The organism is Thiorhodovibrio winogradskyi (assembly GCF_036208045.1).
Taxonomy (GTDB): Bacteria; Pseudomonadota; Gammaproteobacteria; order Chromatiales; family Chromatiaceae; genus Thiorhodovibrio; species Thiorhodovibrio winogradskyi.
In genome coordinates this window covers 5,017,278-5,043,253 of sequence record NZ_CP121472.1, presented here as the reverse complement: position 1 = coordinate 5,043,253, position 25,976 = coordinate 5,017,278, and the positions used below count along the sequence as shown (strand labels likewise).

Below are 25,976 nucleotides of genomic sequence, written 5' to 3'. Positions count from 1 at the left end.
TATGCTACCTTCACCATCCGCGGCGACTGTGATCGACTATAATCGCGGCTTGTGATCGAACCTGGAAACACGAGACAGCGCCAGCAACAGAGACACTTTTAGGCAAAAGGGCAAGCGGCCATGACCAAGACAGCAGAAACCAAACACAAGCGTGCATCCGCGAACGGCGGCGGCATGCGCCTGCGCACCAAAATTCTCTTGGGCTTTGGCACCGTGCTGGTGCTGATGATTCTGGCCGCCGGCTGGAGCTTCCTTGGATTGTCGAGCATTCTCGGCCTTAGCGACAAGGTCGTGGAGGCGGATAATCTGCGCACCGATCTAGGCCAGCGCGAAATCGATCACCTAAATTGGGCCAACAGCCTGAGCCGCTACGTCTTCAACGACGACTCGAGCAATTTCGACCTCCAGCTCGACCCGCGCCAGTGCTCTTTCGGGCTTTGGTACTATGGCGAGGGGCGCAGACAGGCCGAGGCGCTCTTCCCCTCGATCAAACCCCTGCTCGCATCCATTGAGGCCCCGCACGCGGCCTTGCATGAAACCGCCCGCGGCATTCGCGATGTTTACCAGGCGGCGGACCCGCAATTGTCCGAGCGCGCCCAGGCACTTGAGCTTGGCCATGTGGAGTGGGCATCCGAGGTAAAATCCGCGATCCTTGAGCAGGCGCGCCAGCTTGATGTTGAACTCGACCATACCCAATGCGCGCTTGGGCAGTTTCTCTACGGCCCGCAACGCTCGGACTTTCATCAGGCCTATCCCGCTATCGACGCGGTCTTCAGCGCGCTTGAAGACCCCCATCAGCGTCTGCATGAAAGTGCCGCTTCCATGCAGCGGCCGCTGTTGATCGGCGATTTTGACGCCGCCAAACAGATTTTTAACGATGACACCCTGCCTAACCTGGCCGAGGTACGTGCCGGACTCGACCAGGTCCAGAGCATGGCCACTGCTCGGGTGGCCGGGGTGCGCGCCGCGCGCGACATCTACAACAACGCGACCCTGCCGGAATTGCGCAAGGTGCAACAGGATCTGTCCGCGATGGGCGAGATCGTCGGCAACGACTCCAAACAGTTTCAGACGCGGCTCATTGCCGACGGACAAACAACCCAGGGTGTCCAGGTGGGCGTGACCCTTGTCTCCGTCCTGGTGGCCGCCGCGCTGGCGCTCGGCATCACCGCCAGCATCCTTAAGCAACTCGGTGGCGAGCCGGCTGACCTGAAACTGCTCGCCCAGCGCCTGGGCCGGGGCGATCTGACCCGGGCACTCAAGCTCAAAAGCGGAGACACCAGCAGTCTGGCCGCCGGCATGGCCAACATGGTCGATGAACTGAAAAAGATTGTTGGCGAAGTCCGCTCGGGCGCCGACAGTCTGTCCAGTGCCTCGAGTCAAGTCAGCTCCACCGCCCAATCGCTCAGCCAGAGCTCGACCGAACAGGCCGCCAGTGTCGAGGAAACCTCGGCCGGCATCGAGCAGCTCAATGCCAGCGTTGGGCAAAACAGTGACAACGCGCGCCGCACCGACGAAATGGCGCGCACCGCCGCCGATGAAGCCCGTCAGGGCGGCGAGGCGGTCAATCGCACCGTCGCCGCGATGAAGGACATCGCGAGCAAAATCGGTATGATCGAGGAGATTGCCTACAAGACCAACCTGCTCGCGCTCAATGCCGCCATTGAGGCCGCGCGCGCCGGCCAACACGGCAAGGGCTTTACCGTCGTGGCCGCCGAGGTGCGCAAGCTGGCTGAATCCAGCGGCACCACGGCGCGCGAGATCAACGACCTGGCCGGCGGTAGCGTGCATATTGCCGAGGAGGCCGGCAAGTTGTTGCAAGCCACGGTGCCCAAAATCGTGCAAACCGCCGAGTTGATCGGCGAGATCGCCAGCGCCTCGCGCGAGCAGGCCAGCGGCGTCCGGCAGATCAACGACGCCATGGGTCAGCTCGACCAGGCCACGCAGCAAAACGCGGCCGCCTCCGAGCAACTGGCGGCCACCTCGGAAGAACTCAGCGCCCAGGCGCAGCAGTTGCAAGAGTCCATGTCCTTCTTCACCCTTAGCAAGAACGCCTAGCGGCATGCCCCCCGCACCCGCCATTGGCGACTCCATCTACGCCATCAGCCGTTGGGGCGAGGGCTATTTCGAGGTCGCCGGCAACGGCCACCTCGTCGTGCGGCCCGACCCACAAGGCGAGACCCGCATTGACCTGCCGGCCCTGACCGAGCAGCTGCGCGAGCAGGGGCTATCCCTGCCGGTGCTGGTGCGCTTCGACGACATTCTGCGTGACCGCGTGCGCCGTCTGCACCAGGCCTTCGGCGCGGCGATGAAAGCGCATGACTACCAGGGCTGCTACCGCCCGGTCTACCCGATCAAAGTCAATCAGCAGCACAGCGTGGTGCGCGCCCTGCTCGCCGGCGGCGGCCTGGGACTGGAGGCCGGCAGCAAGCCGGAACTGCTCGCGGTGCTGGCGCTGACCCCGGATGAGGAGACCATCGTCTGCAACGGTTATAAGGATCGCGAATATGTGCGCCTGGCGCTGCTTGGGCGGCGTCTGGGCCGGCGCCTGTTCATTGTGATCGAAAAGCCCTCCGAGCTTGATTTGGTGATGGAGGAAGCCCGTCGGCTCGGGATCGAACCCTTGCTCGGCGTGCGCGTGCGCCTGGCGGCGGCGGCCGCCGGCAACTGGCAGAACAGCGGCGGGGAGAAGGCCAAGTTCGGGCTCTCGGCCAGCCAGATACTAGCGCTGTTGGAGCGGCTGCGCGCGCACCAGGCCTTGGGCTGGCTGCGGCTGCTGCATGCCCATCTTGGCTCGCAGATTCCCAGTCTCCGGGACATCGCCACTGGCGTGCGCGAACTGACGCAATTCTATGGCGAGTTGCGCGCCGCTGGTGCCGCGCTCGACACCCTCGATGTGGGCGGTGGCCTTGGCGTCGATTACGAAGGCACCCGCACCCGCGCCTATTGTTCGGTCAACTACAGCCCGGACCAATACGCGGAGACCATCGTCGCGGCCGTGGCCGCGAGCTGCCGCGCGCGTGGCCTGCCCGAACCAGACCTGATCACCGAGTCTGGCCGCGCGCTCAGTGCCCATCACGCGGTGTTGATCACCGACGTGGTCGACCGCGAACAGGCGCCCGGTCGCGACTGCCCGGCCAAGGACCCACTGGATATCGAGCATGCGCCACTGGCCGAACTCGCCGCCAATCTCGTCGCCGCCAGCAGCGAGCCGCCGCTTGAGGTGCATGAACGCGCGCTGGAGTTGCGTGCCGCGGTGCAACAACGGTTCGCGCGCGGCGAACTGCCGCTCGCGGTGCGCGCGCGCGCCGATGAACTCCATGCCGCCACCGCCCGCGCACTGCGCCCGCGCCTGTCGCACAGCAACAGACGCCAGCGCGAGCTGCTCGATGCCATCAATGCCACGCTGGCGGACAAAGTCTTCTGCAACTTCTCGCTGTTTCAATCGCTGCCGGATGTCTGGGCCATTGATCAGATTTTCCCCATTCTGCCGCTGCAACGCTTGCACGAGCCACCGAGCGAACGCGCCCTGCTGCACGATCTCACCTGCGATTCCGACGGCTGCATTGGACAGTATGTCGATCAGGACGGGATCGAGGCCAGTCTACCGCTGCACGCCTTCGACCCCCGGCGGGATAGGTACCTCATCGGCTTTTTCATGGTCGGCGCCTATCAGGAGATTCTTGGCGACATTCACAATCTGTTCGGCGACACCGACGCGGTCAACATCGAGCTCGACCCCAATGCGCCCCAAGGATATCGCCTGGGCGATCTCGAACGCGGCGACTCGACCGAGGAGCTGCTGCGCTATGTCCATTTCGAGCCGCGCGCGCTGCTCTCGCGCTACCGCCAGCTGTTGCAACAGGCCGATCTCGATCCCGCCACGCGCGAGGCCTTTTATCTGGAGCTGAAAGTGGGGCTCTTTGGTTACACCTATCTGGGCAGCCTCTAGGGGCGAATTGATTCGCCCAAGCCTCCATGCACGAACTCTCCATCTGTTTGTCGCTGCTCGATCAAGTCAAAGCCATCGCCGCCGAGCACCGTGCGCGCGGGGTGACCCTCATCCGCCTGCGCATCGGCCCACTCTCTGGCGTGGAGCCGCAACTGCTCGCCAATGCCTACCCACTCGCCGCCGCCGGCACCATTGCCGAGCATGCGCGCCTGGCCATCGACTCAGCCGCGGTGCGGGTGCGCTGCCGCGACTGCGGCGCCGACAGCGAGGCCAGCCCCAATCGGCTGCTGTGCGCGGCCTGCGGCAGCTATCGCACCGAACTCATCGCGGGCGATGAAATGCTGCTCGCCAGCCTGGAACTGGATCTTGAGGAAAGCCCAGAGGAAAGCCCAGAGGAAAACCCAGAGGAAAACCCGGAGGAGTCCCCGAAAGCGACCCCGGCAGCGGTGGCAGAGAGCGGTCAAACGACGGGGTGAGGCGCAGGCCAGGATCTTGTGCCGGTCCTGGCGCGGTTATGCGGGCATTGCGCCCTCGGGCCGCGCCAAGGATCGCGGAGGCCAGGGCGCTATCTCCTGGCGCCGAGCCCAGCGGCGATGGTATCCGCAATAGTCTCCGCGTCCGGCTGTTGTAAAATGGCGCGCAGACGCGCGACTTCGCGCTCGAAAAAGCCGTTGGGGTCGCGGCCCTCGTCGGCGTACCAGTCCGGCACCTCCATGAGTTCGGCCGCCAGGCGTTCGGGGGCGAGAAGCTGGTAGATGGGCTGCCAACGGCCCTCAACGCGCAGAGACAGGTAGGGGTTGAGCAAATACTCACCACGTCGCACGCGCATGAAGAGTTTGCGGTTGCCTGGACCTTCGCGCGCAACCTCGTTTTTCGACAAGATGGATGACAGATACTGCCGCTTCTTGCGCCGTTCGGGGATGACCGAATCCGGAAAGTGAGCCAGGATCTGCTCAAAATCCGTCGCCGCCAGCAGGCCATTCCGATGTGCCCAATTCTGGCCCACGCGCTGATAAAAGAGCACCATGGCCACACACAGCATCAGGTATTCCATGATTCTGCGGTCGAGCTTAATCAGACGCCCGTCGACCTGGATGTCCAGGCTCGGCGGCGCCAGACGCTCGAAGACCGCCGGGAGCTTCTGGCGCGCGTAGCGCTGATCGACACATGCGCGCTCCAGGCTAATCTGAAACGCATTCAGCCCATTGGCATCAACGAGGCTTGTGTCGGCATCCTGCGCCAGCAGTTCTTCGATCAGCTCCGCGTGGCCCTGGCGGCTGGCGATCATCAGCGGCGTTTGGTTAAAAACATTGCGGAAGTCCACCCCATAGCGTTCGACCTCGCGCATCACGCCATTGGTGGTTTTGACGCCATAGGCCAGGTAGTGCTTCTTCTCCAGCATCCCCATGGCCTTGTCGGGATGCTTGGCGGCGCTGAAGTCGGCATCGATAAGCGCGTTCAGCCAGCGCTGGTCACGGTAGACCAGGGCGTATTCCATGAGCGCGATGCGGGCTTTTTTCTCGCCTTGTTCCAGGGCCTTGCGCTCGATGTCCGCGAGCGCCTCGCCGTGCAGCACGGTCCAGGGAACCTCGCGCTGTTTGAGGATCTGCTCACGGATCTCCGCGGCCTGATCCTCCTTACCCTGCAGCTCCAGCCGATGCGCCTCGCGCCGCCAGTCATCCAGGCTGGAGCGCTGCTCCTCGACATCGTTGACATCCTGATGGACTTCAGTCAGGCCGAGCAGTTCAAGCAGGCTCTGCTTGGGGTTGGTCTCCAGCAAATAGAGATTGCGCACAGCGCGAGTGACGGCCACATAGAGCGCGTTGATGTAAAACTTGAAAATCTCGAGCGATTTGTCGCTTTTATCGCGCCCGCGCGCATAGCGCAGCTCGCCTTGTAAGTCCTCGGGCGCCAGGTCGCCGGCGATGTCACGGTAGCGTTTTTCCTCGGCTGAGAGGAAGTTGTACAGCAGCACGTTCTCGTATTCGAGCCCCTTGGCCTCGTGAATCGAGAACACCAGCGGGGTGCGAAAGTGCTTGCGCACCTCGGCTTTTTGATCTGGATGCAGCACCAGAATGGCAAAGCGGGCGGAGGCGGCGGTGCGGCGGTCGAGATCGCGCTTGATGGCCTCGCTGTCGGCAAGTAGCCCAACCCGACCGGTCTTGGGGCCACGGCTTTGCACCAGATAATTGCTCTCGCGATCCACCGAGCCAAAGCGTGCCTGCTTGATGTGCAGCAGGCGATTGGCCATCTCGGTGATTTGCGGCGAGTTGCGGAAATTCGCGTTCAGAATCCGAATCAGTTCGGCGGAACCCTCCGTCACCTCCGCGCGCTCGCGCCAGAACAGCGTCTTGACCTTGGCCCAGGAGAAGAAATTCGGGTGAACGATCTGGTTGGAGTCGCCGCAGAGCAGAAAGGCGGTCGGATCGCGCAGCGCGCGCAGGATCAGCAGCAACTGCACCGCGGTCAGATCCTGCACCTCGTCGATCACGATAAAGTCATAGCGCGGGGTGATCAGCTCCAGCCAGGCGTGACTGACCAGATTGGCATCGAACCAGCCCTCGTCTTTCAGCAGCCGCAGATAGCGCTCAAACAGATCGTAGACGGCATCGCGCAATTCTGGCGCATAGATCGACTGGCGCACGCCAAGGTTTTTATAAGTCTCGCGATCCAGATAGGGCCGCTCGGCGTCCGTGCCGGTCAGGGCACCCTGAAATTCCTCGAACAACCTGTGGGTGTCGCGCAGCTCGCGCGAGAGCTTCTTCCGCCCGGCCCAGGCGGCGAAGGCGCGCGGTGTCATCTCGCGGCCCTCGGGCACGCGGATGGTTTCCAGATACTCACGAAAGGACAGGAAATCGACTTCCTGATCCTCGTTCTCATAGCCATTGGCGTAGTACAGCTCGCGTGCGTTCCGCACCAGAAAGGGCGAGCGGGTGACATAGAGCACCTCGCCGACGGCGTCCTTCATCTTCTCCAAGGTCAGCGCCGTCTTGCCGCTACCGGCCGAGCCGATCACGATCAACGGCGGCGGCTGCTGGTAGATGGCCTCCTGGTCCTGATCGAAGCTCAGCACCTTATCGAGCAGATGAAAGCGCGGCAGCTCGGGATTGAGATACGACAGCTCGGGTGCTTCATCGACGGCACTGGCATCGACATCCGGAATCTTGGCCTCGTCAATCACCGCCCCGCGACTCAAAAAGCGCGACTTCTCGTAGGCATGGGCGGCGATGTACTCAAGCAACAGAATGCAGCCCTCGTCCTGATGGCGATGCAGGGCAAACAGCAGCCGATTGGCCTTGTCGAGCCGGGCGCGGAAAAGATTCTCGCCGACCTTCTTAACCTCGGCCGAGCGGAAATCCCCGGCTGCCAGGTAGCCGGCAAGTTTGGCGTAGCCGGGGATTTTGTCCGTATCCAGGCCACGGTAGGTGAGAAGACGAAAATTCATAGTGTTAGCTGTGCCGCAAGAATTGCAAATCCGATTATCCTAGCTGACATCTCCTGACCGCGTCCAAGCAAAAGCCCGGCCAGGTTTCGCTCGCGCCCTCCCCCTCAGTACCATGAAGTGTCAGGATAGGTCGCCCTCGGCTGCCCGGCATTGTCCAGCCGCCTAGCAAGGGTTTTCGGTTGCAAGAAATCGCCTAGGGCGCCTGCACTGTCGCGGTGAAACGTAACTTGACAGTCTCCGCGTTCTCCTTATTCCAAAACAACAAATAATAATCACCCTCCTGCGCAATGCGCATCTTTGCCTCAAGCCCGTTGGCAACGCGCGCCAGTAACAAGGGCTCGCTCACCTTGGGAAAAAGCTTCAGCTGCTCCTCGTCGAGCATCAGGAACAGGATACTTTGGGTATTCTGGATGCGAATGGTGCACTCATAGCCAGCCGGGAAATTTCGCAGCCGACCAATGGCCCACTTGCCGGGGCCCACACTGAGGTCGGAGCCGACACTTTTACCGTCAAGATCTGCAAGCAGCGACTGCGCCCGCGACGTCTGCCCCAAGGTCAAGGCCAAGGTCAATATCAGCGCAATGAGCGAAACAAGCCCAAAAACAGGTGATCGATACATTGGGGACCTCTTTAAAGTGTCTTTTCTCCGTCAATCGGAGACTTCATGAAAGGCCAGGGAGTGATCAAGCCAATCGTCACTTTTTAAAATGGCGTCGCGTTGTCGGCTGGCCCGCTGCTCGGCGCGGTGCTGGGCCAGCCGAACCAGACGCTCACCCAACCAGCTGGGACGGCCTGATCTCTTCGGCAGACCGAGCGCGAACAGACGCCGCAACCAGCCCGGCAGCATGGCGACGAGAACCTCATCATCCAGACTCACCAGCGTGGTTTCCACGCCCGGATCACCCTGGCGACCGGCGCGCCCGTGCAACTGCCGATCCAGCCGCGCGCTGCGTTGTGGTTCCACGGCAATGACGTAGAGCCCTCCCAGGGCGCGGGCATCCACGGTGAGCGCGATATCCGTCCCGCGTCCGGCCATGTTGGTGGCAATGGTCACGGCGCCGCGCCGACCGGCCTGGGCCACTACCTGGGCTTCCTCCCGATGCTGCACGGCATTGAGCAACTGGAAGGCAATGCCCGCCGCGGTCAAGCGCTCGGCCACCAGCCGACTGATCGCCACAGTGCGGGTGCCCAGCAGCAGAGGCTGACCATGCGCGTGAAGGCGGCACACGCACTCGATCAGGTAGCGGTATTTGTCCTCGGCAGCGCGGAAAAACAACCAAGGTTCCCGTTGCCGTCGCAGCGGGCGATGCAGGGGGATTTCAAGCACCGGCTGATGGTAGATACGCCAGAGTTCGCGACTGGCTTCGCGCACTGTGCCGCTCATGCCTCCCAGATGGGGAATCAGCCGGAAGAACCGCTGAAAGCTCAGGCGGGCGATGGTTTCGCTCGGCTCCGACAGCGGCAGGCCCTCCTTGGCCTCCAGCGCCTGATGCAGACCAATCCCCAGGTTGCGCTGTGGCGTCAGGCGCCCAGTTTGGCTGTCTACCAGTACCAGCTTGTCCTCCTGCACAATGTAGTGTTCATCGTGGTGGAACAGCTCGCGCGCCATCAGCGCCAGGGTCATGAGTTCACGCGCGCGCCCGAACCCCTGCCAGATGCGCGGCAAGCGGGCTTGCACCCGCGCCACCCGCGCCTCCCCGGCGGACTTCCACAGGATTTTTCGCGCGCCGGCGAGCACCCGGTAATCACGGCCTCGAACAAAATCATCGGCCAGCGCGTGGGCGCCGAGGGTTGCCTCGAGCAACAGCGGATTGCCGCGCGGCACCGACAGAATCAAAGGCATCACGGCGTCATCGATCAGCACGCTGTCGGCTTCATCCACGATCACCGCATGCAGGCCGCGCAGCAGCAGCTCATCGCCCTGCCGAGGGCTCAGCATGAGATGTTTGATCGCCCGGTCCAAATCGCTGCCGTGCCGCTTCAGCTTCAGGCGGTCACGCAGATAATCACCCAACAATTCACGGCTTGTGGTATAGACAATGGCCTGGCCGTAGGCGACGGGACGCGCTTGCGACGGCATGTCTGAATGAACGCAGGCGACCCCCAAGCCGCCGCTGGCGAACAAGGGTTGGAAAATGTCCGCATCCCGTTGCGCCAGGTAATCGTTGGCCGTCAGCACGTGCACCGGTCGCCCTTGCAAGGCGAGTAACATGGCGGCCAGCGCGGCGGCCAGGCTCTTGCCTTCACCAGTCGCCATCTCCGCCATGCCGCCAAGCGCGATCAGCAGGGCACAATGGACCTGCTCCGGATAGGGCCGCAGCCCCAGCGTGCGCTCCGCCAGCGCACAAATGGCGCTCAGTTGCTGATCGATCTCGGAGGGATGAATTGCATGAGCGCGCCCTGGTCGCGGCTTGCCCGAGCAGCGCGCGCGGATGTCCTCAACAGAGGCCGAGTCCAGGCGTCGCGCGCCCTGCACAATGGCTTGCGAGCGCCGCTTGAGCGTTCTATAGCAGAAACGCCAGGGTTGCCAGGCACGCAGCCACATATGCAGATAGAGGCTTAGCCCCACATGCAGTTTGCGCGGCTCTTGCACCCGGACCCGCTCGCGGTCGCGATAGGGCAGCATTAAAGTTCGTAGCGTTGCAGCAGAAACTGGCGCAGTCGGCGCCAGGCTTGCAGCAACAGCGGCTGGGGCGGCAACAGGATGCGCAAGCGGCCGGTCTGGCCCTCCAGCAGCAGCACCTCATCGGTTTGCGGCAGCTGGGCCTTTAGCAAATAGAAGGGTTCGCGGCTACGCACACCTTGTTGATCCTCCGGATCCGTGGCGATGTCGCCGCCGGCGGGCCAGCCCAGGGCGGCACTGGGCAGTTCCTCATGGGCGTGGGGCAGCATCTGGGCCTGGGGCACGGCCAGATCGACTCCGCCCTGCCCGCGTAAGCGCAAGTTCAGACGGGTGTAGCCAAAGGTAAAAAGATCGGATGCCTGCTCCTGGCTAACAACGGCGCTAAAGCGATAGGGAGCGGACGCGGCAATCAGGCCGAAGAACTGCCCCGGACCCACCCACTGTCCCAGATGCCGGCCGCTGTCCGGGGCAATCCAGATCCCGGATTGCTGGGCAACCAGGTGCAGCCCCTGCTGCCGCGCACGGACATCGGCCAGCAGCTGCTCGAGCGCTTCGCGCCGCCGAGCCAGGGGCTGACGATCTCCTCCCCCCTCCCTTAAGGCTTGTTGTTCCAGCACCTCCAGTTGCCGCAACTGCAACCGCAATTGCTCCAACTCGACTTCGAGCAGCGGATTGTCCAGCCGCAGCAGGGTGTCGCCAACCTCCACCCGAGCGCCCGGTTGCCGCTCAAAGGCGAGCAACCGCCCGCCGGTTTCGGTGAAGACTTCCTGGCGTTGCAGGCTCTGCACCACACCAGGGACGACGACGCTGACCGGCAACGGATAGAGTAACGCGAACAACACCGGCAGCCCGACCAACACCAGGGCAACCCCCAGGGCGCGACCGCGCACCTCACGCAGGCTGGGGCTGGTGAGCAAATAGCGCCCAAACTTCACGACCGGTCGGAGCAGCCAGCTCACCCCCATGAACAGCGCCAGGATCAGGCCCAGGGTGGCGTACTGGTCCCCGATGAACAGCAGAATGCCAATGAGCAGAAGCAAGCGATAAGCGACGCTAGCCAGCCCATAGCCGAGCATCCACAGGCGTTCGGCCAAATCCGCTCCGGGCAATGCCTGATGGCGCAAGCCAAACAGATAGCGCTCGCACAGGCGATAGATCAGGTCGCGGCTTTTTTCATAGAGGTTGGGGATCTCCAGCAGATCCGCCAGGATGTAATAACCGTCGTAGCGTAACAGAGGGTTGCCGTTGAACAGCACCGTGGACACAGTGGCAGCGAACATCATGTTGTAGGCCAGACTATTGACCACGCCGGGCGCCGCATTAACCCAAATCAGGCAAGCCACCGCGCCAAAGAAGAGTTCAACGATCATGCCACCGGCGCTGACCAGAATCCGTTGCCATTTGTCGCGTAACTCCCAGGACGAGGTCGCATCGACATAGGGCAGCGGGATGAACAACAGCAGCATGATGCCGACGCTGCTGACTTCGCCACCAAACCGGGTGCTAATGGCGGCATGGCCCAATTCATGAGCGACCTTGAGCAGGGCAATGCCCAGATAGAGCAACAGCAGGTTGTCCGCGGCCAGCACGTGACGGGTCTGATCGCCCAGCTCGGAGGCATGTTGAATGCCAGCTAGGATGGCCACCGCCAGCGTCAGCAGCCAGATCACCCCAACCACGCGCCCGACCAGCAGCCGCCAAAGCGGTTGCCAACGCAACAGCCAGGGCGCGGGATTCCACAGTGGAAAGCGGATGAAAAGAAAATTCATCCATTTCTGCTGGCTCTCCCGCCGGGAGCGCTCGCTGCCGCGCTCAAACAAGGCTTTGCTGTCGGCGGCGAGCGGGAAATAGAGCAGGTTCTCGCGCTGCAAATCGACCAAGAGGGCGATGACATCCTGCTGCCCGGGCCCGGTGTCCGGGTTCTGTTCCAGGGTTTCCACCCAGACTTGTTCCACCGTCTTGTCCAGACGCAGGCGGGCAACGAACTGATACAGCGGCGAGGTCAGGCGATAGAAATTTTTGTTATGCGGATCCTGCAACAAATACCCGGCGTGTCCCCGGTTGTATTGCTTGCGGCAGGTAACGCCAGGTCTCAGGGCAAGACACAGGTGCGCCACGCGGTACCAGCTTTCACTAAAGGTGCCGGCCATCAGCGTCTCAGAGCCAGAATTTCAGGCGCAGGTGGTCGAGAATATCCTTGCTCAATAGCTTCCACAGCGAGATACGCCCTGCTTCGATCCGAACCACACCGCTCATCCCCGGACGCCACCAAGGTTCGCGCGCGGAGATGAATTCCGCGTCCAGGTTGAAAACACTCTGGTTGTTCTCCACCTGCGCGCCCGGCCAGAGCCTGGTCAAGCGAATCCGGTAACGCTGCTCGGGCCGCCCCACGAACCGCGCTTCTGCCTGATCGCCCGGGGCTACCTCGACGACCTCCTTCTCATCCAGGCTAATGCGCACAAACAATTGTTCCATCGAGGCCAGGGTCATGAGTTCCTCGCCCTGGCGCACCGGTGCGCCGATTCGGGTGCGCAGATCGCCCTCGACCACCACCCCGGCAAAGGGGGCCGTCACCCGCGACTGCTCCAGCAGAAAATCAATGCGTTGCAGCTCGGCCTCGGTCTCTTTGACCATCAGCAGCGCCACTCGCATATCCGCCAAGGCATTGGTTGCCTTCGCTTTTTCCACCTCGCGCGAATGGCGCGCCAGACGCGCCAGCGCGGCGGCCTGATCAGTCAGCAGCGCGCGGGTATCAAGTTCCACCAGCAACTCGTCTTGGTCAAACAGATCGCCCGGCTCGACCAGGACCCGCTGCAACTGACTATCCACGGGGGCGCTGACTTGCACGGCGTCGGTCGCCTTGAGCAGAAAGGGCGCTTCAATCCGGTGCGGCAGCAAATCCAAAAAACCAAGCCCCAATACCAACAGACCCAGCAGCACCGCCAGCTTGCGACCACTATGTTCCAGGCGGGCCTGGGTCCGCGTCCAGGCACGCAGATCGCGCCACCAGCGCCGACCAAACCAATGGCTTTTGTGCTCCAGCACCAGGAGCCAGCGGGTGATTTGCTCCAGCAGCAGGCGCGCCCGCCAGACGTCTTGGTCGCTGAAGCGTCCCTGCTTCCGCTCCAAGGTCAGCACGGCGACAACTCGATCCTGATCACGCAACGGCAGGCTGAGCACCGCGGCCATTGCCCGCGAAGCGGCATAGGTTTGATGCGCTCTTTGTATCTGCCCCGGAAGTTCGCCGGGCCAGAGAAGTTCGGCGTCCTGATCGACCGCCTCCTCCATGGCCGACTCTAGATCCCGCACCGACCCCAGATCCCGGTCAAACTGATCGAGATGACTGATGGCCACGGCCCGAGCGCCATCGGTGCCACACCACCCCAAACTGACCTGAGCGCACTGGAACAGGCTGGCGGTGACATTGCACAGGCGCATCGCGGCGAGTCGAAAGCGCTCATCGGCGGCAATCGCGCCGACCAGACGCATCAACTCGGCAAAGAACACCAGGTCGAGCCGCGCCTGGCGATATTGTCGCGATAATTGAAAACTCGCGGGAATGGCGGCCGCAAATGCCAGAATCGCTTCCGCCTGCTGCAACGGGCGGTCCCACGCCAGTTCCAGCAACACCACAGGCGGCGTGTCTTGTGGTCCAACATCAAGGCGCACCGCCATGAGGCTCGGCTGATTCTGGGCAGCATCAGGGGCCGCATCAGGGGGCGCATCAGGGGGCGCATCAGGACCCGGACCAGGGCCCGGCTCCTGGCGCGCCAGTCCCTGCTCCAGGGCCGCCGCCGCCAGCGCGCGCAGTTGATCCGTCAGCGGCCAGTTCGCTCCCTGGGGATTCCAGCCAAACAGGGTTTTCCACTGATCCTGGGCACGCACGACCAACAGAGCACGTCGGGCGGCGCAGAGTTCGGCCAACTGGCGCACATAACGCGCCCAGAACTCCTTGGTGCCCAACTCGCCGCGGGAGAGCGCAAGGAGGGAGGGAATGGGTTGCGCGGTTGTCACCAACAGCTTGGCGTCACCGCCAGTTCAATCCGCGGCGGAATCAATGGGCGTTCTTGCGCTTCTCGAAGTCTTCAATGGTTTTGTTCAGCAGCAGCTGAAAACGCTTGGCCGTGGCGGGCGTCATGATGATGCGGTCCTGGAGCTTGACCTCCACCTCCTTGCGCACATTGTTCCAGGCTTCACTGGTACCGAACAGGAACATGAACTCATCTTCCGATGTGGCGACATTGACCACATTGGCATAGCTACTTTCCATCGCCTTGTCATTCCAAACCACTTTGGTTCCGGCGCCTGGCGCATCGACCCTGGACGGGCTCTGGTCTTGAATGGCTGAGGTATCGGCGTTTTTCTCTGTCATTTTGGTGTCTCTTGCTTGGGTTGAAAAAATGGTGATTGGTTCGTTGCCCGTTGTCAGTTGCCAGTTGTCAAACCCCACTCAATTATTCATTGGTGCTCCTTGTTCTACCGGCGGAAGAGGGGGGTTCTTGCAGGGTTGGCAGGGGGGCCAGGTCGGCATTGGGTATGATCAGCTCTTCCTCCTCCTCTTGCGCGTCGAGGGTTTCCAGTTCAAGCGTTGGCTCCTCCACCAACGCCGGGTCTGCTTCCGCCATGTCTCCTGTCGGAGACAATCCAGTCGTCGGATCCGAAAAACTTTGGCCAAACAAGCCGGTTCCCAGACCAGTGCCCAAACCAAAGCCATCAAGGAGGCCAAGCAGATCCGAGGTCCATGAACCGAAGGCATCCATCAGTTGCGATGGATTGTCTTGGAACCCATCGTCGAAACCCGAGCCCTGGTCGAAATCCGCCTGCCACTCCGAGGGAACCAGCGGGTTGTCGGAACCGAATATCGGCACCATGCTGCCGAGTTGGCGATGCAAGACATCCCCTGTGGTCCGCGCCATGAGAGAACTTTCCAGAACACTGGATGACGCATCCTCCCTCCATAGACCGCCCGCGGTATTGGCCTCGGGCGGTACGGTGTCGAAGAGCCCTTGTAGAATGCTCGCCCCTTGAATGTCATTGAGAAGCTCATTGAGCAAAGTCGATGCCGTGCTCGGACGATTCTTCTCGATAATGCTTGTCTCTTTTTCCAGGTTTTTCTCTGCCAGTTGACGCAGGATGGATGCGCCGCCGACCCCGGCACCACCGCCCCGATTCACGATCCGGATTTGTCCATCTCCGGTGGTCCCGACGTTGCCCCCGGGGACCACAACATTCGCGTTACCGAGAATATCGTCATAGTCGATGCGGCCCTGCTCGGCAATCAGTGCGATCTGCCCGGTTCCCGCTGTCCAGACGCCGGGATCGATAATTTGAGCGCTGCCCGCAAGGCTAAGGTGAATATTGCCACCCGAACTGAAGGCGGAGAATCCTTGGGTATTGAGTTCAAGAGGGTTGTTCGGCCAGGCGCCAATGTTTCCGCTGGCTTGCAGGCGCACCTCGGGCGCGCTGAGGTTCACCGAGGTATCGGCGAACAAATCCTGGATATCGCCATTCAAGGCCGTGAGGTGAATACTCCCTCCACTGGTCAAGCGCCCGATGCCCAGAGAGGTCGCCGAGGTATAGAACATCGCCCCGGCCCCGCTGACCAGGGTGCTACCCGTTACCTGGATTTCCCCTTGGGATGAGGTCACCCGCAAGTTGCCAGCGCCAGTCAATGCCAGGTTGCCGGACTGCCGCACGCTGGCTCCCGTCAGATCCATGTTGATGCCAGCCCCATAGGTTCCGGCAATGTTGAGCGTCCCGCCGGAAGTGGCCCGCAGGCTGCCACCCACCCCGCCAGCACCGTCGAGGGTGAGAGTGCCAGCCGTCTCAAGCTGGACGCTCCCTCCCGCATAAAGGCCATTGATGCGCAACCCATCGGCGGCCGACAGAAAAATGTCGCCCGCCATGGTCACCGCAGTCACCGGCCCCTGGATGTCGAGATCCGCGGCGCCGACGCCGCCAATGTTGCGGTAAGCAGAGAGAATAATCTGGTTACTGGCGATGATGTTCGGATTGTCGTCGGAACTGTTATCCAGGATGGCGCCAGCGCTGGAACCGAGGCTGACAGTGGCGCCACTGACCCGGGAAACGCGCAGATCGCCGGCGGCGCTCAGATTGAGGTCGCTGGTGGCGCTCAGTTGCGATCCGTTGTTGAGTACCAGAGCGCCGTCACCGGCATTGAAGTTGATGCTTGAGGCGCTGAATTGAATGCCCCCAGCCAAGGTGGCGCCTTGGCTGGTGATGCGAGCGTTTCCGCCCAGGCTGGTGTTGGCGTTCTGGGTGTAGGTGCCCTGGGTGGTCAGCGTGAAATCACCCCCCAAGCTCAGCGTCGCGTCTTGGGTATAGGCGCCAGCGGCGTTCAGGCTCAGGGCGCCGCCGAAGGTCATGGGCGCCCCCAGGGTGACGCCGGCGCTGCTGGTGATTTGGCCGTTGCCGTTGATGGTGACGGCTTCGCCGAAGGTGGTTTCACCGCCTTGGCTGCTGAAGTCGGTGGCGATAGTCAGACTGGCCAGGTCTAGGGCGCCGTCTGCCTTTAGGGTCATGGTGCCGGTGGTGCTGGTCAGGTTGGAGCCGGTTCCCATTGAGAGGTCGCCGGCACCTGCGTCCAGATTCAGGCTGGCGGCGCTAAGCTTGGTGTTATCGGCCAGGCTGGCACCAAGGCTGGTGATGTCGGCGCTGCCGCTGATGCTTGTGTTGGCGTTTTGCGAGTAGCTGCCCTGGGTGGCAAGACTGAAGTTGCCGTGAACAGTCAAAGCAGCTTCTTGGTTGTAAGAGCTGCCAAGGCTCAAGCTCAGATCGCCGCCGACGAGGGTGTTTGCGCTGTAAGTGTAGTTGCTGCCCGTGGTCAGGGTCAGGTCACCGGCGACAGTCAAAGCACCGTCCTGGGTGTAGGCGCCGCTGGCATCCAAACTCAAGTTGCCGTCGACCGCCATGGCATCGGCCAGGGTGACGCCGGCGCTGCTGGTGATTTGGCTGTTGCCGCCGATGGTTAGGGCTTCGCCGAAGGTGGTTTCACCGCCTTGGCTGCTGAAGTCGGTGTCGATGGTCAGGCTGGCCAGGTCCAGGGCGCCGTCCGCCCTCAGGGTCATGGTGCCGGTGGTGCTGGTCAGGTTGGAGCCGGTTCCCATCGATAGGTCGCCGGTGCCCGCGTCCAGATTGAGGCTGGCGGCGCTGAGCTGGATGTTATTGGCCAGGCTGGCACCAAGGCTGGTGATGTCGGCACTGCCGGTGATGTTGGCGTTGGCGTTCTGGCTGTAGAGGCCCTCGGCGCCCAAACTGAAATCGCCGCCAACTTCGGTTTCAGCGTTTTGGGTAGAGCTGCTGCCCGTGGTCAGGGTCAGGTCACCGCCGACGCTTAGAGTGCTGTCTTGGGTGTAGGCGCCCGCAGCGTTCAGACTCAGGTTGCCGTCGACCGTCAGGGCATCGGCCAGGGTGACACCGGCGCTGCTGGTGATTTGGCCGTTGCCGCCGATGGTTAGGGCTTCGGCGAAGGTGGTTTCACCGCCTTGGCTGCTGAAGTCGGTGGCGATGGTCAGACTGGCCAGCTCCAAGACGCCGTCTGCCCTCAGGGTCATGGTGCCGGTGGTGCTGGTCAGGTTGGCGCCGGTTCCCATTGAGAGGTCGGCTGTGCCCGCGTCCAGATTGAGGCTGGCGGCGCTGAGCTGGATATTATCGGCCAGGGTGGCGCCAAGGCTGGTGATGTCGGCGCTGCCGGTGATGCTGGCGTTGGCGTTCTGGGTATAGCTGCTGCCCGTGGCCAGGGTCAGGTCGCCGCCGACGCTTAGGGTGCTGTCTTGGGTGTAGGCGCCGCTGGCATCCAGGCTCAGGTTGCCGTCGACCGTGAGGGCATCGGCCAGGGTGACACCCGCGCTGCTGGTGATGTGGCCGTTGCCGCCGATGGTTAGGGCTTCGCCGAAGGTGGTCGCCCCGCCTTGGCTGCTGAAGTCGGTGGCGATGGTCAGGCTTGCCAGGTCCAGGGCGCCGTCTGCCTTTAGGACCATGGTGCCGGTGGTGCTGGTCAGGTTGGAGCCGGTTCCCATTGAGAGGTCGGCTGTGCCCGCGTCCAGATTGAGGCTGGCGGAGCTGAGCTGGATGTTATCGGCCAGGGTGGCGCCAAGGCTGATGATGTCGGCGCTGCCGGTGATGTTGGCGTTGGCGTTTTGCGAGTAGCTGCCCTGGGTGGCAAGACTGAAGTTACCGTGAACAGTCAAAGCAGCTTCTTGGTTATAGGAGCCGGCAAGGCTTAAGCTCAGATCACCGCCGACGCTTAGGGTGCTGTCTTGGGTGTAGGCGCCGCTGGCATCCAGGTACAGGTTGCCGTTGACGGTCATGGCATCGGCCAGGGTGACGCCGGCGCTGCTGGTGATGTGGCCGTTGCCGTCTATCTGGACGGTTTCGCCGAAGGTGGTCGCCCCGCCTTGGCTGCTGAAGTCGGTGGCGATGGTCAGGCTTGCCAGGTCCAGGGCGCCGTCTGCCTTTAGGACCATGGTGCCGGTGGTGCTGGTCAGGTTGGAGCCGGTTCCCATCGATAGGTCGCCGGTGCCCGCGTCCAGATTGAGGCTGGCGGCGCTGAGCTGGATGTTATTGGCCAGGCTGGCACCAAGGCTGGTGATGTCGGCGCTGCCGGTGATGTTGGCGTTGGCGTTTTGCGAGTAGCTGCCCTGGGTGGCAAGACTGAAGTTACCGTGAACAGTCAAAGCAGCTTCTTGGTTATAGGAGCCGGCAAGGCTTAAGCTCAGATCACCGCCGACGCTTAGGGTGCTGTCTTGGGTGTAGGCGCCGCTGGCATCCAGGTACAGGTTGCCGTTGACGGTCATGGCATCGGCCAGGGTGACACCGGCGCTGCTGGTGATCTGGCCGTTGCCGGTGATATCAACGATTTCGTTAAAGCGCGTCTCCCCACCGCAGCTACTGAAGTCGGTGGCGATGGTCAGACTGGCCAGGTCTAGGGAACCGTCCGCTCTCAGGGGCATGGTGCCGGTGGTGCTGGTCAGGTTGGAGCCGGTTCCCATCAATAGGTCGCCGCTGCCCGCATCCAGATTGAGGCTGGCGGCGCGGAGTTGGATGTTATCGGCCAGGGTGGCACCAAGGCTGGTGATGTCGGCACTGCCGGTGATGCTGGTGTTGGCGTTTTGGGTGTAGAGGCCATCGGCACTCAAACTGAAATCGCCGCCGACTTCGGTTTCAGCGTTTTGGGTAGAGCTGCTGCCCGTGGTCAGGGTCAGGTCACCGCCGACGCTTAGAGTGCTGTCTTGGGTGTAGGCGCCCGCAGCGTTCAGACTCAGGTTGCCGTCGACCGTGAGGGCATCGGCCAGGGTGACACCCGCGCTGCTGGTGATTTGGCCGTTGCCGCCGATGGTTAGGGCTTCGGCGAAGGTGGTTTCACCGCCTTGGCTGCTGAAGTCGGTGGCGATGGTCAGACTGGCCAGCTCCAAGACGCCGTCTGCCCTCAGGGTCATGGTGCCGGTGGTGCTGGTCAGGTTGGCGCCGGTTCCCATTGAGAGGTCGGCTGTGCCCGCATCCAGATTGAGGCTGGCGGCGCTGAGCTGGATGTTATCGGCCAGGGTGGCGCCAAGGCTGGTGATGTCGGCGCTGCCGGTGATGCTGGCGTTGGCGTTCTGGGTATAGCTGCTGCCCGTGGCCAGGGTCAGGTCGCCGCCGACGCTTAGGGTGCTGTCTTGGGTGTAGGCGCCGCTGGCATCCAGGTACAGGTTGCCGTTGACGGTCATGGCATCGGCCAGGGTGACGCCGGCGCTGCTGGTGATGTGGCCGTTGTCGTCTATCTGGACGGCTTCGCCGAAGGTGGTCGCCCCGCCTTGGCTGCTGAAGTCGGTGGCGATGGTCAGGCTTGCCAGGTCCAGGGCGCCGTCTGCCTTTAGGACCATGGTGCCGGTGGTGCTGGTCAGGTTGGAGCCGGTTCCCATTGAGAGGTCGGCTGTGCCCGCATCCAGATTGAGGCTGGCGGCGCTGAGCTGGATATTATCGGCCAGGGTGGCGCCAAGGCTGGTGATGTCGGCGCTGCCGGTGATGCTGGCGTTGGCGTTCTGGGTATAGCTGCTGCCCGTGGCCAGGGTCAGGTCGCCGCCGACGCTTAGGGTGCTGTCTTGGGTGTAGGCGCCGCTGGCATCCAGGCTCAGGTTGCCGTCGACCGTGAGGGCATCGGCCAGGGTGACACCCGCGCTGCTGGTGATGTGGCCGTTGCCGCCGATGGTTAGGGCTTCGCCGAAGGTGGTCGCCCCGCCTTGGCTGCTGAAGTCGGTGGCGATGGTCAGGCTTGCCAGGTCCAGGGCGCCGTCTGCCTTTAGGACCATGGTGCCGGTGGTGCTGGTCAGGTTGGAGCCGGTTCCCATTGAGAGGTCGGCTGTGCCCGCGTCCAGATTGAGGCTGGCGGAGCTGAGCTGGATGTTATCGGCCAGGGTGGCGCCAAGGCTGATGATGTCGGCGCTGCCGGTGATGTTGGCGTTGGCGTTTTGCGAGTAGCTGCCCTGGGTGGCAAGACTGAAGTTACCGTGAACAGTCAAAGCAGCTTCTTGGTTATAGGAGCCGGCAAGGCTTAAGCTCAGATCACCGCCGACGCTTAGGGTGCTGTCTTGGGTGTAGGCGCCGCTGGCATCCAGGTACAGGTTGCCGTTGACGGTCATGGCATCGGCCAGGGTGACGCCGGCGCTGCTGGTGATGTGGCCGTTGCCGTCTATCTGGACGGTTTCGCCGAAGGTGGTCGCCCCGCCTTGGCTGCTGAAGTCGGTGGCGATGGTCAGGCTTGCCAGGTCCAGGGCGCCGTCTGCCTTTAGGACCATGGTGCCGGTGGTGCTGGTCAGGTTGGAGCCGGTTCCCATCGATAGGTCGCCGGTGCCCGCGTCCAGATTGAGGCTGGCGGCGCTGAGCTGGATGTTATTGGCCAGGCTGGCACCAAGGCTGGTGATGTCGGCGCTGCCGGTGATGTTGGCGTTGGCGTTTTGCGAGTAGCTGCCCTGGGTGGCAAGACTGAAGTTACCGTGAACAGTCAAAGCAGCTTCTTGGTTATAGGAGCCGGCAAGGCTTAAGCTCAGATCACCGCCGACGCTTAGGGTGCTGTCTTGGGTGTAGGCGCCGCTGGCATCCAGGTACAGGTTGCCGTTGACGGTCATGGCATCGGCCAGGGTGACACCGGCGCTGCTGGTGATCTGGCCGTTGCCGGTGATATCAACGATTTCGTTAAAGCGCGTCTCCCCACCGCAGCTACTGAAGTCGGTGGCGATGGTCAGACTGGCCAGGTCTAGGGAACCGTCCGCTCTCAGGGGCATGGTGCCGGTGGTGCTGGTCAGGTTGGAGCCGGTTCCCATCAATAGGTCGCCGCTGCCCGCATCCAGATTGAGGCTGGCGGCGCGGAGTTGGATGTTATCGGCCAGGGTGGCACCAAGGCTGGTGATGTCGGCACTGCCGGTGATGCTGGTGTTGGCGTTTTGGGTGTAGAGGCCATCGGCACTCAAACTGAAATCGCCGCCGACTTCGGTTTCAGCGTTTTGGGTAGAGCTGCTGCCCGTGGTCAGGGTCAGGTCACCGCCGACGCTTAGAGTGCTGTCTTGGGTGTAGGCGCCCGCAGCTTTCAGACTCAGGTTGCCGTCGACCGTCAGGGCATCGGCCAGGGTGACACCGGCGCTGCTGGTGATTTGGCCGTTGCCGCCGATGGTTAGGGCTTCGGCGAAGGTGGTTTCACCGCCTTGGCTGCTGAAGTCGGTGGCGATGCTCAGGCTGGCCAGGTCCAGGGCGCCGTCTGCCTTCAGGGTCATGGTGCCGGTGGTGCTGGTCAGGTTGGAGTCGGTTCCCATTGAGATGTCGGCTGTGCCCGCGTCCAGATTGAGGCTGGCGGCGCTGAGCTGGATGTTATCGGCCAGGGTGGCGCCAAGGCTGATGATGTCGGCGCTGCCGGTGATGTTGGCGTTGGCGTTTTGCGAGTAGCTGCCCTGGGTGGCAAGACTGAAGTTACCGTGAACAGTCAAAGCAGCTTCTTGGTTATAGGAGCCGGCAAGGCTTAAGCTCAGATCACCGCCGACGCTTAGGGTGCTGTCTTGGGTGTAGGCGCCGCTGGCATCCAGGTACAGGTTGCCGTTGACGGTCATGGCATCGGCCAGGGTGACGCCGGCGCTGCTGGTGATGTGGCCGTTGCCGTCTATCTGGACGGCTTCGCCGAAGGTGGTCGCCCCGCCTTGGCTGCTGAAGTCGGTGGCGATGGTCAGGCTTGCCAGGTCCAGGGCGCCGTCTGCCTTTAGGGTCATGGTGCCGGTGGTGCTGGTGAGGTTGGAGCCGGTTCCCATCGCTAGGTCGCCAGTGCCCGCATCCAGATTGAGGCTGGCGGCGCTGATGCTGGAATTCAGCGCCAGGTCGATGCCTTCAGCAGCCAGGCTGAAGTCAGCGCCGGTGGTGATCTGGCTGTTTGCGGCCATGCTGAAACTGCCGGCAAAGGCGCTGCCGCCGTTGAAGCTGCTGCTGGCCAGGGTCAGACTGTTGTTTTCGAGCAGTTGCAGGCTCTGGCCAGAGATATCGGTTGTGCCGAGAATCGTTTGGGTACCATCCAATATGACCGAACCGGTGGTGTCGAGGCTGAGGTTGGAGTCCGCCGACACATTCGCCAGACGGATGGCGGCATTCCCTGTCAGGACCATGTTTCCACTGGCAGCAAGCGTCGAACCGGTTTGCATGGTCAGGCTGCCGCTGCCCGCATCCAGATTGAGGCTGGCGGCGCTGAGCTGGATGTTATCGGCCAGGCTGGCGCCTAGGCTGGTGATGTCGGCGCTGCCGGTGATACGGGTGCTGGCGTTCTGGGTGTAGAGACCCTCGGCACTCAAACTGAAATCGCCGCCAACTTCGGTTTCAGCGTTTTGGGTAGAGCTGCTGCCCGTGGTCAGGGTCAGGTCACCGCCGACGCTTAGAGTGCTGTCTTGGGTGTAGGCGCCCGCAGCTTTCAGACTCAGGTTGCCGTCGACCGTCAGGGCATCGGCCAGGGTGACACCGGCGCTGCTGGTGATTTGGCCGTTGCCGCCGATGGTTAGGGCTTCGGCGAAGGTGGTTTCACCGCCTTGGCTGCTGAAGTCGGTGGCGATGCTCAGGCTGGCCAGGTCCAGGGCGCCGTCTGCCTTCAGGGTCATGGTGCCGGTGGTGCTGGTCAGGTTGGAGTCGGTTCCCATTGAGATGTCGGCTGTGCCCGCGTCCAGATTGAGGCTGGCGGCGCTGAGCTGGATGTTATCGGCCAGGGTGGCGCCAAGGCTGATGATGTCGGCGCTGCCGGTGATGTTGGCGTTGGCGTTCTGGGTATAGCTGCTGCCCGTGGCCAGGGTCAGGTCGCCGCCGACGCTTAGGGTGCTGTCTTGGGTGTAGGCGCCGCTGGCATCCAGGTACAGGTTGCCGTTGACGGTCATGGCATCGGCCAGGGTGACGCCGGCGCTGCTGGTGATGTGGCCGTTGTCGTCTATCTGGACGGCTTCGCCGAAGGTGGTCGCCCCGCCTTGGCTGCTGAAGTCGGTGGCGATGGTCAGGCTTGCCAGGTCCAGGGCGCCGTCTGCCTTTAGGACCATGGTGCCGGTGGTGCTGGTCAGGTTGGAGCCGGTTCCCATTGAGAGGTCGGCTGTGCCCGCATCCAGATTGAGGCTGGCGGCGCTGAGCTGGATGTTATCGGCCAGGGTGGCGCCAAGGCTGGTGATGTCGGCGCTGCCGGTGATGCTGGCGTTGGCGTTCTGGGTATAGCTGCTGCCCGTGGCCAGGGTCAGGTCGCCGCCGACGCTTAGGGTGCTGTCTTGGGTGTAGGCGCCGCTGGCATCCAGGCTCAGGTTGCCGTCGACCGTGAGGGCATCGGCCAGGGTGACACCCGCGCTGCTGGTGATGTGGCCGTTGCCGCCGATGGTTAGGGCTTCGCCGAAGGTGGTCGCCCCGCCTTGGCTGCTGAAGTCGGTGGCGATGGTCAGGCTTGCCAGGTCCAGGGCGCCGTCTGCCTTTAGGACCATGGTGCCGGTGGTGCTGGTCAGGTTGGAGCCGGTTCCCATTGAGAGGTCGGCTGTGCCCGCGTCCAGATTGAGGCTGGCGGCGCTGAGCTGGATGTTATCGGCCAGGGTGGCGCCAAGGCTGGTGATGTCGGCGCTGCCGGTGATGCTGGTGTTGGCGTTTTGCGAGTAGCTGCCCTGGGTGGCAAGACTGAAGTTACCGTGAACAGTCAAAGCAGCTTCTTGGTTATAGGAGCCGGCAAGGCTTAAGCTCAGATCACCGCCGACGCTTAGGGTGCTGTCTTGGGTGTAGGCGCCGCTGGCATCCAGGTACAGGTTGCCGTTGACGGTCATGGCATCGGCCAGGGTGACGCCGGCGCTGCTGGTGATGTGGCCGTTGCCGTCTATCTGGACGGCTTCGCCGAAGGTGGTCGCCCCGCCTTGGCTGCTGAAGTCGGTGGCGATGGTCAGGCTTGCCAGGTCCAGGGCGCCGTCTGCCTTTAGGGTCATGGTGCCGGTGGTGCTGGTGAGGTTGGAGCCGGTTCCCATCGCTAGGTCGCCAGTGCCCGCATCCAGATTGAGGCTGGCGGCGCTGATGCTGGAATTCAGCGCCAGGTCGATGCCTTCAGCAGCCAGGCTGAAGTCAGCGCCGGTGGTGATCTGGCTGTTTGCGGCCATGCTGAAACTGCCGGCAAAGGCGCTGCCGCCGTTGAAGCTGCTGCTGGCCAGGGTCAGACTGTTGTTTTCGAGCAGTTGCAGGCTCTGGCCAGAGATATCGGTTGTGCCGAGAATCGTTTGGGTACCATCCAATATGACCGAACCGGTGGTGTCGAGGCTGAGGTTGGAGTCCGCCGACACATTCGCCAGACGGATGGCGGCATTCCCTGTCAGGACCATGTTTCCACTGGCAGCAAGCGTCGAACCGGTTTGCATGGTCAGGCTGCCGCTGCCCGCATCCAGATTGAGGCTGGCGGCGCTGAGCTGGATGTTATCGGCCAGGCTGGCGCCTAGGCTGGTGATGTCGGCGCTGCCGGTGATACGGGTGCTGGCGTTCTGGGTGTAGAGACCCTCGGCACTCAAACTGAAATCGCCGCCAACTTCGGTTTCAGCGTTTTGGGTAGAGCTGCTGCCCGTGGTCAGGGTCAGGTCACCGCCGACGCTTAGAGTGCTGTCTTGGGTGTAGGCGCCCGCAGCGTTCAGACTCAGGTTGCCGTCGACCGTCAGGGCATCGGCCAGGGTGACACCGGCGCTGCTGGTGATTTGGCCGTTGCCGCCGATGGTTAGGGCTTCGCTGAAGCGGGTTTCACCGCCTTGGCTGCTGAAGTCGGTGGCGATGGTCAGGCTTGCCAGGTCCAGGACGCCGTCTGCCTTTAGGACCATGGTGCCGGTGGTGCTGGTCAGGTTGGAGCCGGTTCCCATTGAGAGGTCGGCTGTGCCCGCGTCCAGATTGAGGCTGGCGGCGCTGAGCTGGATGTTATCGGCCAGGGTGGCGCCAAGGCTGATGATGTCGGCGCTGCCGGTGATGCTGGTGTTGGCGTTTTGGGTGTAGAGGCCATCGGCACTCAAACTGAAATCGCCGCCGACTTCGGTTTCAGCGTTTTGGGTAGAGCTGCTGCCCGTGGTCAGGGTCAGGTCACCGCCGATGCTTAGGGTGCCGTCCTGGGTGTAGGCGCCGCTGGCATCCAAACTCAGATTGCCGTCGACGGTCATGGCATCGGCCAGGGTGACGCCGGCGCTGCTGGTGATTTGGCCGTTGCCGTCAATCTGGACGGCTTCGCTGAAGCGGGTTTCATCGCCTTGGCTGCTGAAGTCTCCGGCAACACTCAGACCGGCCAGAGTCAGGGTGCCCGTTGTGCTCAGGTTCAGATCACCGCTGGTAGTAATGAGATCAGAGCCTGTGTTCATGGTGATGGGGCCAGTTCCGGCATCCAGATTCAGGCTGGCGGCGTTGAGCTGGATGTTATCGGCCAGGCTGGCGCCTAGGCTGGTGATGTCGGCGCTGCC

At 62.8% G+C, this 25,976-nt stretch carries 10 protein-coding genes (1 of these 10 only partly in view); 3 read left to right on the top strand and 7 right to left on the bottom strand.

The window, feature by feature from the left end; all coding sequences use genetic code 11:
• Positions 1 to 120 precede the first annotated feature (120 nt).
• The 3 genes from Thiowin_RS23095 to Thiowin_RS23085 are packed head-to-tail and all read left to right on the top strand — an operon-like array spanning position 121 to position 4,428.
• On the top strand, positions 121 to 2,058 hold the full coding sequence (locus tag Thiowin_RS23095) for a methyl-accepting chemotaxis protein (RefSeq protein ID WP_328985319.1): 1,938 nt from the start codon (positions 121 to 123) through the stop codon (positions 2,056 to 2,058).
• Positions 2,059 to 2,062: 4 nt separating this feature from the next.
• Positions 2,063 to 3,952, top strand: coding sequence for a biosynthetic arginine decarboxylase (gene speA / locus Thiowin_RS23090; RefSeq protein WP_328985318.1), 1,890 nt, complete (start codon positions 2,063 to 2,065; stop codon positions 3,950 to 3,952).
• Between the two features lie 26 nt (positions 3,953 to 3,978).
• Positions 3,979 to 4,428, top strand: a complete 450-nt coding sequence (locus tag Thiowin_RS23085; RefSeq protein ID WP_328985317.1) for a hydrogenase maturation nickel metallochaperone HypA/HybF — start codon at positions 3,979 to 3,981, stop codon at positions 4,426 to 4,428.
• Positions 4,429 to 4,517: 89 nt separating this feature from the next.
• Here the strand turns inward: Thiowin_RS23085 and Thiowin_RS23080 are convergent, their stop codons facing one another.
• The 7 genes from Thiowin_RS23080 to Thiowin_RS23050 all read right to left on the bottom strand — a co-directional run.
• On the bottom strand, positions 4,518 to 7,397 hold the full coding sequence (locus Thiowin_RS23080) for a UvrD-helicase domain-containing protein (RefSeq protein ID WP_328985316.1): 2,880 nt from the start codon (positions 7,395 to 7,397) through the stop codon (positions 4,518 to 4,520).
• Between the two features lie 193 nt (positions 7,398 to 7,590).
• Entirely contained in the window at positions 7,591 to 7,962 is a 372-nt protein-coding gene (locus tag Thiowin_RS23075) for a hypothetical protein (protein ID WP_328985315.1), read from the bottom strand.
• Between the two features lie 84 nt (positions 7,963 to 8,046).
• Positions 8,047 to 10,023: a preprotein translocase subunit SecA gene (locus Thiowin_RS23070; protein WP_328985314.1), complete on the bottom strand. Its 1,977-nt coding sequence runs from the start codon at positions 10,021 to 10,023 to the stop codon at positions 8,047 to 8,049.
• Positions 10,023 to 12,170, bottom strand: a complete 2,148-nt coding sequence (locus Thiowin_RS23065) for a hypothetical protein (RefSeq protein ID WP_328985313.1) — start codon at positions 12,168 to 12,170, stop codon at positions 10,023 to 10,025. The genes Thiowin_RS23070 and Thiowin_RS23065 overlap by 1 nt, the downstream gene beginning before the upstream one ends.
• 7 nt (positions 12,171 to 12,177) lie before the next feature.
• Complete coding sequence (locus Thiowin_RS23060; protein WP_328985312.1) at positions 12,178 to 14,034, bottom strand: efflux RND transporter periplasmic adaptor subunit; 1,857 nt, start codon at positions 14,032 to 14,034, stop codon at positions 12,178 to 12,180.
• Between the two features lie 40 nt (positions 14,035 to 14,074).
• Positions 14,075 to 14,392: a DUF3467 domain-containing protein gene (locus Thiowin_RS23055; protein ID WP_328985311.1), complete on the bottom strand. Its 318-nt coding sequence runs from the start codon at positions 14,390 to 14,392 to the stop codon at positions 14,075 to 14,077.
• An 82-nt stretch (positions 14,393 to 14,474) separates the two neighbouring features.
• Positions 14,475 to 25,976, bottom strand: partial view of a hypothetical protein gene (locus Thiowin_RS23050; protein WP_328985310.1) — the 3' end only. The gene runs 24,747 nt beyond the window's last position; the window shows 11,502 of its 36,249 coding nt (coding positions 24,748-36,249); its start codon lies off the right edge, out of view; it ends in the stop codon at positions 14,475 to 14,477.